General features: G+C 64.4%; 14 protein-coding genes. 7 read left to right on the top strand and 7 right to left on the bottom strand.

Annotated elements, in window-relative coordinates; all coding sequences use genetic code 11:
- Nucleotides 1-505 precede the first annotated feature (505 nt).
- From SJH88_RS15805 to SJH88_RS15780, 6 genes are all read left to right on the top strand, one after another.
- The gene (locus SJH88_RS15805) at nt 506-1,276 is read left to right on the top strand and encodes an ABC transporter ATP-binding protein (protein ID WP_042418749.1); all 771 of its coding nucleotides are present in this window, start codon (nt 506-508) and stop codon (nt 1,274-1,276) included.
- Nucleotides 1,277-1,279: 3 nt separating this feature from the next.
- Nucleotides 1,280-2,005, top strand: a complete 726-nt coding sequence (locus SJH88_RS15800) for an ABC transporter ATP-binding protein (protein ID WP_042418747.1) — start codon at nt 1,280-1,282, stop codon at nt 2,003-2,005.
- A 54-nt stretch (nt 2,006-2,059) separates the two neighbouring features.
- On the top strand, nt 2,060-3,259 hold the full coding sequence (locus tag SJH88_RS15795) for an ABC transporter substrate-binding protein (RefSeq protein ID WP_183301127.1): 1,200 nt from the start codon (nt 2,060-2,062) through the stop codon (nt 3,257-3,259).
- A gap of 155 nt (nt 3,260-3,414) precedes the next feature.
- Entirely contained in the window at nt 3,415-4,623 is a 1,209-nt protein-coding gene (locus tag SJH88_RS15790) for an ABC transporter substrate-binding protein (protein WP_420921751.1), read from the top strand.
- Between the two features lie 80 nt (nt 4,624-4,703).
- The gene (locus tag SJH88_RS15785) at nt 4,704-5,588 is read left to right on the top strand and encodes a branched-chain amino acid ABC transporter permease (RefSeq protein WP_042418737.1); all 885 of its coding nucleotides are present in this window, start codon (nt 4,704-4,706) and stop codon (nt 5,586-5,588) included.
- A 15-nt stretch (nt 5,589-5,603) separates the two neighbouring features.
- Nucleotides 5,604-6,602, top strand: coding sequence for a branched-chain amino acid ABC transporter permease (locus SJH88_RS15780; RefSeq protein ID WP_042418735.1), 999 nt, complete (start codon nt 5,604-5,606; stop codon nt 6,600-6,602).
- Between the two features lie 76 nt (nt 6,603-6,678).
- Here the strand turns inward: SJH88_RS15780 and SJH88_RS15775 are convergent, their stop codons facing one another.
- From SJH88_RS15775 to SJH88_RS15760, 4 genes are all read right to left on the bottom strand, one after another.
- A complete protein-coding gene (locus tag SJH88_RS15775; protein WP_420921750.1) occupies nt 6,679-7,875 on the bottom strand; it encodes an acyltransferase family protein in 1,197 nt (398 codons plus the stop codon).
- Nucleotides 7,876-8,511: 636 nt separating this feature from the next.
- Nucleotides 8,512-9,426 (bottom strand): amino acid ABC transporter substrate-binding protein, encoded by a 915-nt coding sequence (locus SJH88_RS15770; protein WP_042418733.1) that lies wholly within the window; start codon nt 9,424-9,426, stop codon nt 8,512-8,514.
- Between the two features lie 123 nt (nt 9,427-9,549).
- Complete coding sequence (locus SJH88_RS15765; RefSeq protein WP_274755040.1) at nt 9,550-10,314, bottom strand: tRNA-uridine aminocarboxypropyltransferase; 765 nt, start codon at nt 10,312-10,314, stop codon at nt 9,550-9,552.
- An 85-nt stretch (nt 10,315-10,399) separates the two neighbouring features.
- A complete protein-coding gene (locus SJH88_RS15760; RefSeq protein WP_045268026.1) occupies nt 10,400-11,011 on the bottom strand; it encodes a class I SAM-dependent methyltransferase in 612 nt (203 codons plus the stop codon).
- A 564-nt stretch (nt 11,012-11,575) separates the two neighbouring features.
- Here SJH88_RS15760 and SJH88_RS15755 point away from each other — a divergent pair.
- The gene (locus SJH88_RS15755) at nt 11,576-12,562 is read left to right on the top strand and encodes a Bug family tripartite tricarboxylate transporter substrate binding protein (RefSeq protein WP_043379325.1); all 987 of its coding nucleotides are present in this window, start codon (nt 11,576-11,578) and stop codon (nt 12,560-12,562) included.
- Between the two features lie 333 nt (nt 12,563-12,895).
- Here the strand turns inward: SJH88_RS15755 and SJH88_RS15750 are convergent, their stop codons facing one another.
- From SJH88_RS15750 to SJH88_RS15740, 3 genes are all read right to left on the bottom strand, one after another.
- Nucleotides 12,896-13,279: a VOC family protein gene (locus SJH88_RS15750; protein WP_183301133.1), complete on the bottom strand. Its 384-nt coding sequence runs from the start codon at nt 13,277-13,279 to the stop codon at nt 12,896-12,898.
- A 225-nt stretch (nt 13,280-13,504) separates the two neighbouring features.
- Entirely contained in the window at nt 13,505-13,729 is a 225-nt protein-coding gene (locus SJH88_RS15745; protein ID WP_042418724.1) for a DUF3079 domain-containing protein, read from the bottom strand.
- A 605-nt stretch (nt 13,730-14,334) separates the two neighbouring features.
- On the bottom strand, nt 14,335-14,745 hold the full coding sequence (locus SJH88_RS15740) for a VOC family protein (RefSeq protein ID WP_274755041.1): 411 nt from the start codon (nt 14,743-14,745) through the stop codon (nt 14,335-14,337).
- Nucleotides 14,746-14,974 lie beyond the last annotated feature (229 nt).

Below are 14,974 nucleotides of genomic sequence, written 5' to 3'. Positions count from 1 at the left end.
AAGCTACCCCTGATGAAGCGTACTTTGCAGCATTGCCGTTTGCACAAATGCAGGCGGCATAACCCCGGTGATCTCGCTTAGCAACTGGACTCAATTGTTCAAACGACCGGGACCACTTCTGTTTTCAAGCGTTGCACAGCCTTTGAGCTGCTCAACGCGCTCCAGAAGTGCGCAATCTGCTCCTGATTTATGCAGGCACCCAGCCGGAACCTTCCGGGCTTGGATCAACAAAGCTTACAAAAAGCTGCCAACGCCGGAATTGGGCGACAACCCAAAATGCTTGGAAGTGAGTAAATGCTTTTCTTGTTGGGTCCAGAAAGCAGTGACCTGATGTATTCAAAGGTGGGGATAGGGTAAGTGCTTAGGTTGTAAGTCTTAGGCACAACTCCCAGTGCTTTTGCCAGAACCGCCACATACGATGCACCGCAACATACGACACGGTGCACGCTCCGGAAAAGCCCCCAGCTTTCCGCGCTGCACCCCAACCACGGAGCAGCCTGGGCGCATGAGCGACGTTATTCTTCAAACCACCCATCTCACCAAAGAGTTCAAGGGTTTCACCGCCGTGAGCGATGTGAACCTGTCGGTGCAGCGCGGCAGCATCCACGCACTCATCGGACCCAACGGTGCCGGCAAGACCACCTGCTTTAACCTGCTGACCAAGTTCCTGGAGCCCACTTCGGGGGAAATCCGTTTCAACGGCCACGACATCACCCGCGAGGCCCCGGCCCAGATCGCCCGCCGTGGCGTGATCCGTTCGTTCCAGATTTCGGCTGTGTTCCCGCACCTGACGCTCATGGAGAACGTCCGCGTTGGCCTGCAGCGCAAGCTGGGCACCGAGTTCCACTTCTGGAAGAGCCAGCGTTCGCTGGACCAGCTCAACGGCCGCGCCATGGAACTGCTGGCCGAGGTGGGCCTGGACGACATGGCCGATGAGGTCACGGTCAATCTGCCGTATGGCCGCAAGCGTGCGCTGGAAATTGCCACCACGCTGGCGATGGAGCCCGAGCTGATGCTGCTGGACGAGCCCACCCAGGGCATGGGCCACGAGGACGTGGACCGTGTGACGCAGCTGATCAAGAAGGTCTCGGCCGGCCGTACCATCCTGATGGTGGAGCACAACATGAAGGTGATCTCCACGATTGCCGACCGCATCACCGTGCTGCAACGCGGTGCGGTGCTGGCCGAAGGCAACTACGCCGAAGTTTCAAGCAACCCGCAAGTGATGGAAGCCTATATGGGGACAACCGATGGCCAACTGCAAGGAGCGCACTGAGCCATGGCCGACAACAAGCACACAACACCTGCGCTGGAAATCCGCAATCTCGAAGCCTGGTATGGCGAATCCCACGTGCTGCACGGCGTGGACATGGTGGTCCACCCCGGTGAGGTGGTGACCCTGCTGGGCCGCAATGGCGCGGGCCGCACCTCCACCATGCGCGCCATCATGGGGCTGACCGGCGCCCGCAAGGGATCGGTCAAAATCAACGGCCAGGAAACCGTGGGCCTGCCCACGCACAAGATTGCCCACTTTGGCGTGGGCTATTGCCCCGAGGAGCGCGGCATTTTCTCCAGCCTGTCGTGCGAAGAGAACCTGCTGCTGCCCCCGCCGCTGAAGACCGGCCACGACGGCATGAGCGTCGAGGAAATCTACGCCATGTTCCCCAACCTGGCCGAGCGCCGCCACAGCCAGGGCACGCGCCTGTCGGGCGGTGAGCAGCAGATGCTAGCGGTGGCCCGCATCCTGCGCACCGGCGCACGCCTGCTGCTGCTGGACGAAATTTCCGAAGGCCTGGCGCCCGTGATCGTGCAGGCCCTGGCCCGCATGATCCATACGCTGCGCCAGAAGGGCTACACCATCGTCATGGTGGAGCAGAACTTCCGCTTTGCCGCACCGCTGGCCGACCGCTTCTACGTGATGGAGCACGGCCGCATCGTCGAGACCTTCGAAGCGGCACAGCTGGACGCCAAGATGCCCGTCCTCAATGAGTTGCTGGGCGTCTGAGCCCGGACACCGACCTACCGATTTCACATACCACAACAACAAGGAGACTGCACCATGCACCCCATTCGTACGCCCCTGACCGCCCTGGCCTTGTCGCTGGCCGTTGCAGGCATGGCCCACGCGCAGGAGCCCGATAAGATCAAGATTGGCTTCATCACCGACATGTCCAGCAACTACGCGGACGTGGACGGCAAGAACGGTGCCCTGGCCATCCAGATGGCCATCGATGATTTCGGTGGCAAGGTGCTGGGTAAGCCCATTGAGCTGCTGACCCAGGACCACCAGCACAAGCCTGACATTGCCGCCACCAAGGCGCGCGAATGGATCGACACGCAGAACCTGACCATGCTGTTCGGTGGCACCAACTCCGGCGTGGCCCTGGCGCTGGCCAAGGTGGCACAGGAGAAGAAGCGTGTCTACATCAACAACGGCGCCGGCTCCTCGGCCCTGACCAACGAGCAGTGCTCGCCCTACACCATCCACTACGCCTATGACACCGTGGCCCTGGCCAAGGGTACGGGCGGCGCGGTGGTGGACAACGGCGGCAAGGACTGGTTCTTCCTGACCGCGGACTACGCCTTCGGCCACTCGCTGGAAGCCGACACCACCAAGGTCATCAAGGCCAAGGGCGGCAACGTCAAGGGCAGCGTGCGCCATCCGCTGAACGCTTCGGACTTCTCCAGCTTCCTACTGCAGGCGCAGAACTCCAAGGCCCAGATCCTGGGCCTGGCGAATGCCGGCGGCGACACCATCAACGCCATCAAGGCCGCGCGTGAGTTCGGCATCAACAAGAGCATGAAGATGGCGGGCCTGCTGGTGTTCCTGACCGACATCCACTCGCTGGGGCTGAAGAACACCGAAGGCCTGCTGCTGACCAGCAGCTGGGACTGGAACCTGAACGACGAGACCCGTGCATTCGGGCGCAAGTTCCAGGCCAAGACCAAGCGCATGCCCACCGACATCCAGGCGGCCAACTACTCGGCCACCACCAACTACCTGAAGGCCATCGAAAAGGCCGGCACCACCGATGCGGACAAGGTGATGGCCGTGCTCAAGAGCACGCCGCTCAAGGACTTCTATGCCGAAGGCGTGATCCGTCCGGATGGCCGCTATGCCCACGACATGTACCTGATGCAGGTCAAGTCGCCCTCGGAGTCCAAGGAAGCCTGGGACTACTACAAGGTGGTCACCAAGCTGCCCGCGGCCCAGGTCTGGACCACCAAGGAAGAGAGCAAGTGCGCTCTGTGGAAGTGATCGTCTGAGTGCGGCAGCACCCGCCGGACCCGGTGCGGTGCTGCCGTGATCAGACGGTGTTTGTGTTCGCGTTATCGAGTTTGCCGCCCCCGCGTCGTCGGAACAAGGGCACTGGTTTTACAAGGCGTCAGCCACACCACCAAGGAGACAAGGCAATGACCAAACAGCGCAATTTCACTCGACTGGCTTGGATGCTCGGTGCCGCCGGCCTGATGGCCGCGACGGCGCATGCGCAGCCGCAGGACAAGGTGCGTATCGGTTTCGTGACCGACATGTCCAGCCTGTATGCGGATGTGGAGGGCAAGAACGGCGCGCTGGCCATGCAGATGGCCATCGACGATTTCGGCGGCAAGGTGCTGGGCAAGCCCATCGAACTGCTGTCGGCTGACCACCAGAACAAGGCCGACATCGCGGCCAGCAAGGCGCGCGAGTGGATTGACACGCAAGGTATCAGCCTGATCTTCAGTGGCACCAACTCCGGCACGGCCCTGGCCGTCTCGCAGGTGGCGAACGAGAAGAAGCGCGTGCACATCAACAACGGCGCCGGCTCCTCGGCCCTGACCAACGACCAGTGCAACCCCTACACCATCCACTATGCCTATGACACCGTGGCCCTGGCCAAGGGTACGGGCGGCGCGGTGGTGGAGCGCGGTGGTAAGGACTGGTTCTTCCTGACGGCGGACTACGCCTTCGGCCAGGCGCTGGAGTCGGACACCACCAAGGTGATCCTGTCCAAGGGCGGCACAGTCAAGGGCAGCGTCAAGCACCCGCTGAACGCCTCGGACTTCTCCAGCTTCCTGCTGCAGGCGCAGAACTCCAAGGCCCACATCCTGGGTCTGGCGAACGCGGGTGGCGACACCATCAACGCCATCAAGGCGGCCAAGGAGTTCGGCATCGACAAGAGCATGAAGACCGCGGGTCTGCTGGTGTTCCTGACCGACATCCACTCCCTGGGGCTGAAGAACACCGCGGGTCTGCTGCACACCACCAGCTGGTACTGGGACATGAATGACGAATCGCGCAAGTTCGCCGAGAAGTTCTTCGCCAAGACCAAGCGCATGCCCACCGATGTGCAGGCCGCTGACTACTCGGCCGTGACGCAGTACCTCAAGGCCGTGCAGGCCGTGGGCAGCACCGATGCCGACAAGATCATGGCCCACCTCAAGAGCACGCCCTTGTCGGACTTCTATGCCAAGGGAACCATCCGTCCCGATGGCACCTACGCCCACGACATGTACCTCGTGGAAGTCAAAAAGCCTGAGGAATCCAAGCGTCCTTGGGACTATCTGAAGGTTCTGTCCACCTTGCCGGCCGACCAGGTCTGGACCACCAAGGCGGAAACTAAATGCGCCCTGTGGAAGTGACGTAAGCCGTTGCAGCACGCCGCTGGCGTGCTGCGCGCAGTGACTGACGGGCACCTTGTTCACCCAATAGCGTCTCTCTCATGGAAATCTTCGGTGTTTCTTTACCGGGCTTGCTCAGCCAGCTTCTGCTGGGGCTGGTCAACGGCTCGTTTTATGCGATCTTGAGCCTCGGGCTGGCGGTGATCTTCGGCCTGCTCAACGTGATCAACTTTGCGCACGGCGCCTTGTTCATGTTGGGGGCCATGGTCACCTGGATGGCCATGAACTACTTCGGCATCAACTATTGGGTGATGCTCATCCTCGCGCCGATCATCGTCGGGGCGTTCGGGGTGTTGATCGAGCGCTTCCTGCTGCGCTGGATCTACAAGCTCGACCACCTCTACGGCCTGCTGCTGACCCTGGGGCTGTCGCTGCTGATCGAGGGCGTGTTCCGCTCCATCTACGGGGTGTCGGGCCTGGGCTACGATACGCCGGAGCTGCTGGAGGGCGCCACCAACCTCGGCTTCATGATCCTGCCCAACTACCGGGCCTGGGTGGTGGTGGCCTCCATCGTGGTCTGCTTGGCCACCTGGTACGTGATCGAAAAGACCCGCCTCGGGGCCTACCTGCGCGCCGGTACGGAAAACCCGCGCCTGGTCGAAGCCTTCGGCATCAATGTGCCGGTCATGGTCACGCTGACCTATGCCTTCGGCGTGGGTCTGGCGGCCTTCGCCGGGGTGCTGGCGGCACCCGTCTACCAGGTGACGCCGCTGATGGGGCAGAACCTCATCATCATCGTCTTCGCCGTGGTGGTGATTGGTGGCATGGGCTCCATCATGGGCTCCATCCTCACCGGCCTGGGGCTGGGCGTGATCGAAGGCCTGACCAAGGTGTTTTACCCCGAAGCCTCCTCCACCGTGGTGTTCGTCATCATGGTCATCGTTCTCCTGATTCGCCCCGCGGGCCTGTTCGGCAAAGAGAAATAAGCAGGGGCACACCACATGAATTCCAAGCAAATCTCCTTCATCGGCTACGGCGTGCTGCTGCTGGCCCTGATCGTTGCGCCCTTCTTTGGCGCCTATCCCGTGTTCGTCATGAAGCTCATGTGCTTTGCACTGTTCGCTTCGGCCTTCAACCTGTTGCTGGGCTATACCGGTCTGCTGTCCTTTGGCCATGCTGCCTTCCTGGGTGGCGCGGCCTACATGGCCGGCCATGCCATCAAGGTCTGGAGTGTGACGCCCGAGGTCGGCATCGTGCTGGGCACCCTCGGGGGGGCGGCCCTGGGCCTGCTGGCCGGCTGGCTGGCGATCCGCCGCCAGGGCATCTACTTTTCCATGATCACGCTGGCCCTGGCGCAGATGCTGTTCTTCGTCTGTCTGCAAGCCCCGTTCACCGGCGGTGAAGACGGCCTGCAAGGCGTGCCGCGCGGCAAGCTGTTCGGCGTGATCGATCTGGCCAACGACCTGACCATGTACTACGTGGCCCTGGTGATCTGTGTCCTGGGTTTCCTGGTCATCGTGCGCACCGTGCACTCGCCGTTTGGCCAGGTGCTCAAGGCCATCAAGGAGAACGAGCCCCGCGCCATCTCCCTGGGCTATGACGTGAACCGCTTCAAGCTGCTGGTGTTCGTGCTGTCCGCCGCCATCACTGGCCTGGCCGGCTCGCTCAAGACCGTGGTGCTGGGCTTTGCCACCCTGTCCGACGTGCACTGGACGGCTTCCGGCCACGTGGTGCTTATGACGCTGATGGGCGGCATGGGCACGCTGTCCGGCCCCATCGTTGGCTCTGCCATCGTGGTGGCGCTGGAAAACAAGATCGGCGACTTTGGCAGTTTCCTGGCCAAGCTGACGGGCGTGGAATGGTTCACCACCCTGGGTGAGTCCGTGACCATCGTCACCGGCTTCATCTTCGTGCTGTGCGTGCTGGCCTTCCGCCGCGGCGTGATGGGCGAAATCATCGCCTGGCTGGCGCGCCGCCGCGGTGCGGGCAAGACCCTGTAAGCGCACCCACCGCTGCCGCTGCAAAAAACGCCTCTTGGGGCGGTTTTTTTATGGTGGGACCATGGTCCGGTGGCGCTCAGCGCATGGCCTGCCGGGCGTGGGCCGGCACGTTGGCCGGGCGCTCCTTGCGCGGCGCATCGCGCCAGCGCAGGGCCCAGCGCTCCACCGTGTAGAAGGACAGGGCCGCCAGCGCAGCGGAAATGGCCAGGCCCAGCACCAGCACCACGGGCCACGAGAACTCGGCCCGCAGGTAGCGCACCACGGGGTAGTGCCACAGGTAGATGCCGTAGGACAGGCGGCCCAGCTGCACCAGGGCTGGTGCGGTCAGCATGTCGTAGATCAGCCCTTGGCGCTGCACCGCCACCAGAATGACAATGGCCGCGCACTCCACCACCGTGATGCCCCACAGCATGGCATCCTGGTTGTCCCAGCCCAGCGACATCAGCAGGGGGATGGCCAGGGGTAGCCACATGACATGGTGCAGCCGGGACTGGATGGCTTCGGCAAAACCGGTGCGCTCGTGCAGCAGGGCGGCCAGCAGGCTGCCGGCCAGCAGTCCAGTGGCCCGGGTGTCGAAGCGGAAGAAGATTTCGTAGAACTGCTGGCCCTGGAACACCCAGAAGATGCGCCAGGCCCAGGCCAGCACCCACAGCAGCAGAATGGTGCGCCACAGCTTGCCGGGCGCGGCCTTACGCACCAGCAAGGCCAGCAGCGGCGGCCAGATCAGGTAGAAGTGCTCTTCCACCGCCAGCGACCACATGTGCAGCAAGGTGTCCGGGCTGTCAAAAAAGGCGATGCCGTAGTCGGCCAGGTACAGCAGCGAGACCAGGGCGTCCTGGTAGATGTCGTCCAGATCGGGCCATAGCAGCGGCGCGAACAGCACATAGGCCGCCAGGAACAGGGCCAGCGCCGGCATCAGCCGGAAAAAGCGCCGGCGGTAAAAACGCCAGTAGTCGAGCCGGCCCTCGGTGTGCCATTCGATCAGCAGCAGCGAGGTGATCAGGTAGCCGCTGAGCACAAAGAACAGGTCCACGCCCAGGAAGGCGCCATCGAACAGCGGCACATGGGCATGCGACAGAAGCACCAGCACGATGGCGATCCCTCGCAGGCCGTCCAGCGCCGGGTTGTAGCGCAGTTTGAATTCCGTCAAAACCGACTTACCTCTTGATGTCAGGTGGTCCAGGCCAGGGCTGGACCAGGCAGAAAAAACAGCACAGCGACCACCAGGGCGCCGGCACTCCGCACGCAGACCCGGATCGGACGCCAGAAACATCGCCGTGGTGGGGGTGGCCTGTCCGCGCAGGCGGCATGGCCAAGGGCATCCGTGTCCGCAGCCGGAGGCGGGCCGCTGGCGCGCTGGGCGCTGAAGACACTGCCATGGCAAGCATGGCGAAAGGATGCTACTGCAATTCGGGTATCTACCCGGTAACAGAGTTTTTCGATTTTAGTCTTACTGCCGATTACACCCAGTGCTATCAAGTTCTTTAGCTCAACGGCGGTGGCGTGTGTCCAGGGGGCGGAGGCTGGGGCGATTGGCTGGCGTGCACGCAGGCCTGCGGGCGGGCCTGGACGGTGGGTCGGATGGGGGCGGCCGGTGTGCCGCGCGCCCAAGGTGCAGTGAGTCTGCCTGCGGACAGTCGGTGTGGGGTGTCGCCCGGGATCGTGGGTTGCCGCAGTCCGGCGCGCCAGATCGTGCGGTGGCGCACCGCGGCGGCGTGCACCACCACCGTGGCGATGGGGCTGGCACTTACCACTGACCATCGTGGCGCCGCATGAGACCGGCATGCCCAGGTGCCGGGGGCAGCCTGGGCGGCACAGCCATCAGGGTCCAAAACGGCCAAAACCCAGGCAGGGCCTGGGCTGGGTGCTATCGATGCTGTCAGCAGCCGTGCCGTAGGACGCTGCCAGCTCAGGGCTGGAACTGCTCGACCGGCACGTCGTTGGGCTGGGCCAGCAGCTTCTTCAGCGTGCTGCCCATGGGCAGGTTCAGGTTCACCTGCTTGGGCGGGATCGGCTGCGTGTACCACTTGGCGTACAGGCGCTCGATCTCGCCGTTGGCCATCATCTGGCGGATGGCGCCGTCCACGGCCTGCTTGATGGCCGGGTCCTGCTTGCTGAACTGGATGGCGATCGGCTCCGCGCCGATCACCTCGCCTACGATCTTGTAGCCTGCGGGGTGCTTGCTCTGGGCGATCACGCCGGCCAGCATGTTGTCATCCAGCACAAAGGCGTCGACGCGGCCCGACTCCAGCAGCAGGAAGGCTTCGAACTGGTCCTTGGCCATCAGGGTCTGGAACTGGATGCCGTGCTCGGCCGCATAGCGGCGCAGGATCTGCACGGCCGTGGTGCCCGTGATGGCCGACACCTTCTTGCCGTCCAGCTGCTTGAAGCTGGTGATGGGCGCCTGCTGGGCCACGGCCATGCGTACCTCGCTGACATAGGTGGTCAGGCCGAAGGCCACCTGGTCCTGGCGCTTGAGGCTGTTGGTCATGCTGGCGCAGTTGAAGTCGGCCGTGCCGTTCTGGATCAGCGGCATGGTGTTCTGCGCGGTCAGCACCATGTACTTCAGCTGCGCCTGCGGGGCGATGGCGCGCACCACCTTCTCGCACAACTCCACGTGGTAGCCCACGAACTTCTCGTTGGCGCCCAGCGCATAGGCCATGGGCGTGGCGCTTTCGCGCACGCCCAGCACCACGGTGCCACCGGCCTGCCAGCGCTGCAGCGTGGGCGAATCGCTGGCGCCGGGGGCCGCGTGTGCGGCCGCAGAAAAAACGGCGGCCACGATGGCCGCCGACAGCAGGGAAAACTTCACCACAGACTTCATGGAACGAGGCACTCAAGCAGGCGGGCCGAGCACATCCGGCCCCATGGCGGTGCATTCTCCCACTGGCTTCAGACATCCCCGTGTTATGCAAATTCCGGGCGGCGCGATGGCGGCCGCCGGTGTTCACGAAGGCTGCAGTGTGGCCTGCAGGCGCTGGTGCGCCGGGCTGTGGGGGTTGGGCGGCACCTGGTTCTTGGCGCACAGGTAGTGGTGGGTGTAGACCTCCAGGTAACGCTCCAGCACCTGGCCGGCGCGTGCGTCCTGCGGGTGCTGGCTCAGCTCCAGGCACAGCGCGGCCACTTCGCTGGTGCAGAAGTGGTCTTCGCGCTTGGAGCGGCGCAGCTGGTAGCGCGAGAACTGCTCGGGCTGCAGATTCAGCACCGGAAACTTGTCCAGGTAGGGGCTCTTGCGGAACATCTTGCGCGCCTCGGACCAGGTGGCGTCCAGCAGGATGAACAGCGGCCGCCGGCCGCTGTCGGCCTGGGTTTCGGGCAGGGCGTGGATGACGCGTTCGGGCGGCTCGACAAACTCCCCCGGGAACACCAGGTAGGGCTGCCACTGCGGGTCCTGCAGCAGCGCCTGCAGGCCGGGGTCCAGCTCCAGGCGGCTCCAGCCGAAGGCAAAGGTGTCCTGCACCACATCGGCGATCAGCCAGCCGGTGTTGCTGGGCTTGAGCGGTTCGGCATCGTGCATCACCAGGCACACCCCGGCGTGCGTGGGCAGGTGGGGGCGCAGGGCGCACATGCAGTGGCTGGTGCGCAGGCGGCAGCCTTCGCAGCGGTCGCCCTTGGGGCCGCCACGGGCCAGGAAGGGGCGCGTGCTGCGCGTCAGGCGGGCATCGCGCAGGCGCGCGACGGCATGGGGAAAGGGTGTGGGGGAGGCAGACATGGGCAAGCCGGCGATTGTCGCAGCTGCCGTGGGTGGGCGCTGGGGTGCGGCGCTTGTCCTGCCGCCCAGCTGGCCGGGCGTGGGCTCAGTGGCCGCCGCCGGCGCACTCCAGCTCAAACACCGGCACCTGGGACTTGCGGCTCAGCCACAGGCCGCCGCCCAGTTCGCTGAAGCTGGCCGACAGCCCCTGGCGGTACAGCGCGGCACGGTGGCGGAACAGGCGCGGGTCGGTCAGGTCTTCGTCGATGATGTCGCGCTCATAGTCCTCGCGCGCCACGGCCTCCAGGTACAGGGCGCCGCGCGAGAGCTGGCCCAGGTTCTTCAGCGCCTGCTTCAGGTCGGCCGGGCTCAGGTAGGGCAGCACGCCCTGGCAGATCACCAGGTCGAACGGCTCGCTGGCCTGGTAGTCCACGACCGAGCCGCGCTCCCAGCCGAAGCGGCCGCACAGGTAGTCGCTGAACTCCACGCCGTGGTAGCTGCAGCCGGGGAACTGCTGCTGCACCACGTGCTGCCACAGGCCGATGCCGCAGCCCACATCCAGCACGCGCGCCACCGGCACGCGCAGGTACTTCAGGTAGCTGCAGACAAACGTGCCCAGACGTTCAATGTGCTCGGGGTCCACCACGCTGGTTTTCTTGTCGAAATAAAAGCGCTGGTAGTACGCCTCGTCAAACCATTGATCGCTTGCTGATTGCACGCATGCTCCTGGGCAGGGCCAGCCCTGGCGGCTGGCGGTGAACAACACCGGGCCGCCTGGGCCACCCGGAAAGTGAGCGCCCAAGTATCGTGCAGACGCAGTGCCGGCATGCGGCGCTGCGGCATTGGCGGCGCTCAGGTATCTTGAAAACCATAGCTGTATGCGCTGGCTGCATCTGCGCTGGAGGCAGATTTGATGGGGATTGCTGGCGCAGGCGGCAGACACGCTGAACGATCGGTGTGCAGGTGTGGGCTTGCAATAATTGACCGCGGAGAGCGCCTATTGCGTCTTTTGCGCAAATTTTTGCGTGGCAGCGCCACCCTCGTGCTGCATTTCCTTGCTGTGATGCGGCGGCGTGGCGCGTTGATGTTGTGTGAATCAATGCTGCAGCGCAGATAAACGGCGTGCTAGCCGAATTGCACCGCCCCTGCAAGCAATAAAGCTGCGCGGTGCACGGGCTGCTTTCTGCGCTGCCTGTCGGTGCGGGCTTCCTAGAATCGGCCGCGGCGCCCCCTGCGCCCCTGCCGCTTGCGCAGTCCCTATTCACCGAAAGCACCGTCCCCCATGATCTCGCGTCGCCAGTTGCTGGCTGCTTGCGCAGCGTCCACCACCACCTTGTCGCCCTGGGCGGCCAGCCGCAGCTGGGCCCAGGGGCAACCCGTGCGGTTGGTGGTCGGCTTTGCCGCCGGGGGCTCGGCCGACTTTGTGGCGCGCCAGTTGGGGCAGCTGCTGGCGGCCGAGATCGGCGCGCCCGTGCTGGTGGACAACCGCCCCGGCGCGGGCGGGCGCATCGCGGTCGAGGCCGTCAAGAACGCCAAGCCCGATGGCCTGACCCTGCTGGTCACGCCCGGCTCCATCCTCACCATCTACCCGCATGTCTACACCAAGCTCAGCTACCAACCGCTGACCGACCTGGTGCCCGTGGCCGCGCTGTGCGCCTTGCCGTACAGCGTCAACGTCGGTCCGCTGGTGCCGGGCAGCGTGCGTTCGCTGCAGGATTTTGGCGCCTGGCTCAAGGCCCATCCACAGATGGCTTCGTACGGCTCGCCCGGCGCCGGCACCACGCCGCATTTCCTGGGGGCCATGTTTGCCGCCAGCGTGGGGGTGGACTATGTGCACGCGCCCTACAAGGGTGGGGCGCTGGCCCTGCAGGACGTGATGGCGGGCCAGCTCACCTCCAGCTTCAACGTGGTCAGCGAACCCGTGGCCCAGATCGGCAACCCCAAGCTGCGCACCCTGGCCGTCAGCAGCGCCCAGCGCATTGCGCAGATGCCCCAGGTGCCCACCTTTGCCGAGCAGGGCCTGGGCGATCTGACCTCCAGCGAATGGATGGGCCTGCTGGCCCCCAAGGGCACGCCCGCCGAACTGGTGCAGCGCCTGCACGCCGCCGCCAACCGCAGCATGGCCCAGCCCAAACTGCAGCAGGCACTGGCGGAAATGGCCTTCAGCGTCACCGCGTCCAGCCAGGCGGAATTTGCCCAGCTGCTGCAGCAGGACCTGCGCAAATGGGGCCCTGTGGTGCAGCGCACCGGCTTCAAGGCCGAGGGCTGAGGCCCTGCGCCAATAGCCATGAAAATAGGTTGCAAAACATTTTTTATGGCTATTGGTTATAATTGCCGGGTTGTTTGCGCAAACAATGCTGTATCTCACACCAGCACTTCGTGTACTGCGAAGAGAAAAATAAAAGTGACAGCTGCAGAGACGTTCTGCCGTAACACGGTGATCGCGTAAGAGTCGCCGTCCAACACCCACAAAAAAAGCCCGCAGGCCAAGGCCGCGGGCTTTTTTTGCGCCATCGCGCCGTGCGTTGAGCGGGACCACTGCGGTGGATCGCGCGACTGGCGCCTGCGCCCGCCGCGTGTCCGTCCGGCGGGGCTGCCAGGCTCAGGCCTTGGGCGGACGGTGCATCACGCACACCTTGTTGCCCGCGGGGTCGCGCAGATAGGCCAGGAACAGCTTCATGCGCTCATCGCCGCGCCAGCCGGGGGCGTCTTCGATGGCGGTGCCGCCCGCAGCCAGCGCCGCTTCGTAGGCCTGCAGGGCCTGGTCGGTGGACTCGGCCGCAAAGCCCAGGGTGAAGCCGTTGGCCGCCGTGGCGGGCTCGCCATTGATGGGCGTGGTCACGCTGAAGGTACTGCCCGCGTGGCGCCAGAAGTAACGGTGGCGGTCCTGCACGCCGGGCTTGGCCCCCAGCGTGCCCAGCAGGGCGTTGTAGAACTTGACGGACGCATCCAGGTCGTTGGCGCCGAGCATGACGTGGCTGAACATAGGGGGTGTCTCCTCAGTAAGCGGTAGTGGGTGAGGGCTGGGGCGTTGCCGCGCACCAGCCTGCACGCATGCTAACGCTTGCCCTGGCTCGCAGCGCGTCACCCAGGCGATGCAGGCTATTATTTTTGATAGCTGCTGGCGCTTTCTGGGTGAGCGTCAGCGGTGTTTTTTGCTGTAGAGGATCAGCGCAGGGGGGCAGGTCGCCCCACCCTGGCGGCGCAGGGCTTACCGCTTGTGCGGTGGTGTCTGGGCCTGGGGATGGGCGGCGTCCACCGCTTCGGAGGACGTGCCCTCCAGCAGCTGCTCCCAGTCGTCGCCCCAGAACTCGCAAGGGTGGGGCGTGCGGTCGGAACCATTGCCGCAGCGCAGGTCATCGGCCGGGCAATACAGGTCGCAGCCCCAGCACAGGCGCTCGGGGTGGGCGGGGGCGATCGGGAATTTCTTGGCCATCTCTCGTGATCTGTGGGCGTAGTTGCCAGCCACAAGGCTACGCCCAAATGCACCGCCCCGGTGTGCCCGCGGTTTGTGAGAGATCAGAGGCCGTGCGTTCTGAGGCCACAGCCGCACGGGTGATGTGCTGGTGGGGGTTGGACCACTGCCCGTGCATGCTGGCCTAGCCTCGGGGGAGATGGGGCAGGGATGCGTGCGATGGGCCAGGGCCCATATGCATGCAGCGGCAAGCGATGCGGGCAGGCAGCGGCCAGGCTACGCGGACGGCGCGAGTGCCGCGCCAGGGGGCACGCGACGGCACCAGTTCCCTCTTGCGAAGGAGCATGTCGGAGCCGCGGCAACGCGCTCTGCGAAAAAGAGCCCCCTGCGCAGCGACAGGCCAACCGGCGCAACGCCGCACCGGTGAGGCGCGCCGCTGTCAAACCAACGGCAGTACCTCGGTGCTATGGCGGTTGGTAGGCATGGCGCCCACCCGCGCAGGCATGGGGGCCATGCGGGCTGGGGTGCGCGGCGGGCAACGCGCGCTGGTGTGTCACCTCAGTTGGAAGTGTTGCGTATCCAATCTGGCTCTAGCGCTTATCCAGATTGCGCTCACAGCTATGGTTTTATGGCGCCGTGCCTGCGGGGGCCGGCTGTGCCCAGATCTCGCGGAACATCAGGCACAGCTTGTGCCCGGCCGGGTCTCGCACATAGGCCAGATAGCGGTCATTGCCCGGCGCCTTGCGCCAGCCTGCAGGGTCTTCGATGGCCACACCGCCGTGGGCCAGGGCCGCGTCCAGCGCACGGTGCAACTGGTCGATGGAGGTGGTTTTGAAACCCAGCGTGAAGCCGTTGTAGTGCGTGCAGGGCTGGCCATCGCGCGGCGTGGCGATCATCAGGCGCGTGCCGTCGTGGTCCCAGACATAGCGTTCAAAACCGTTGACCTGAATGTGGCTGGCGAAGGGTGCACCTAAGATGCTGAGCACGGCGTCATAGAACTGGCGGCTGGCAGTGAGGTCGTTGGTGCCGAGGAGGATGTGGTGTCAGGTCCCGGATGATTACGCACGTTCTTGACGAATAAATCAGGTGCTTTCATCTTCCATTTTTTGAGTGCTTGGACTGGGGCTTCATGCCCCCAGTGGCGCTGTTGCATTACAGAGACTTCCCATAAAAGCAAGCGCTGATGGCTTTCTTTTTTGATAGACCTGACTGCCGTAGTGCTCAAGAAGCGTAAAACGAGGAACAGACTGCACATCTACAGACGAG

It is taken from the genome of Comamonas sp. GCA5 (assembly GCF_036541385.1).
In the GTDB taxonomy this organism is placed as follows: Bacteria; Pseudomonadota; Gammaproteobacteria; order Burkholderiales; family Burkholderiaceae_C; genus Comamonas; species Comamonas aquatica.
Note: the sequence above shows the minus strand (reverse complement) of the source record. Positions and strands in the feature narration are given on the sequence as shown.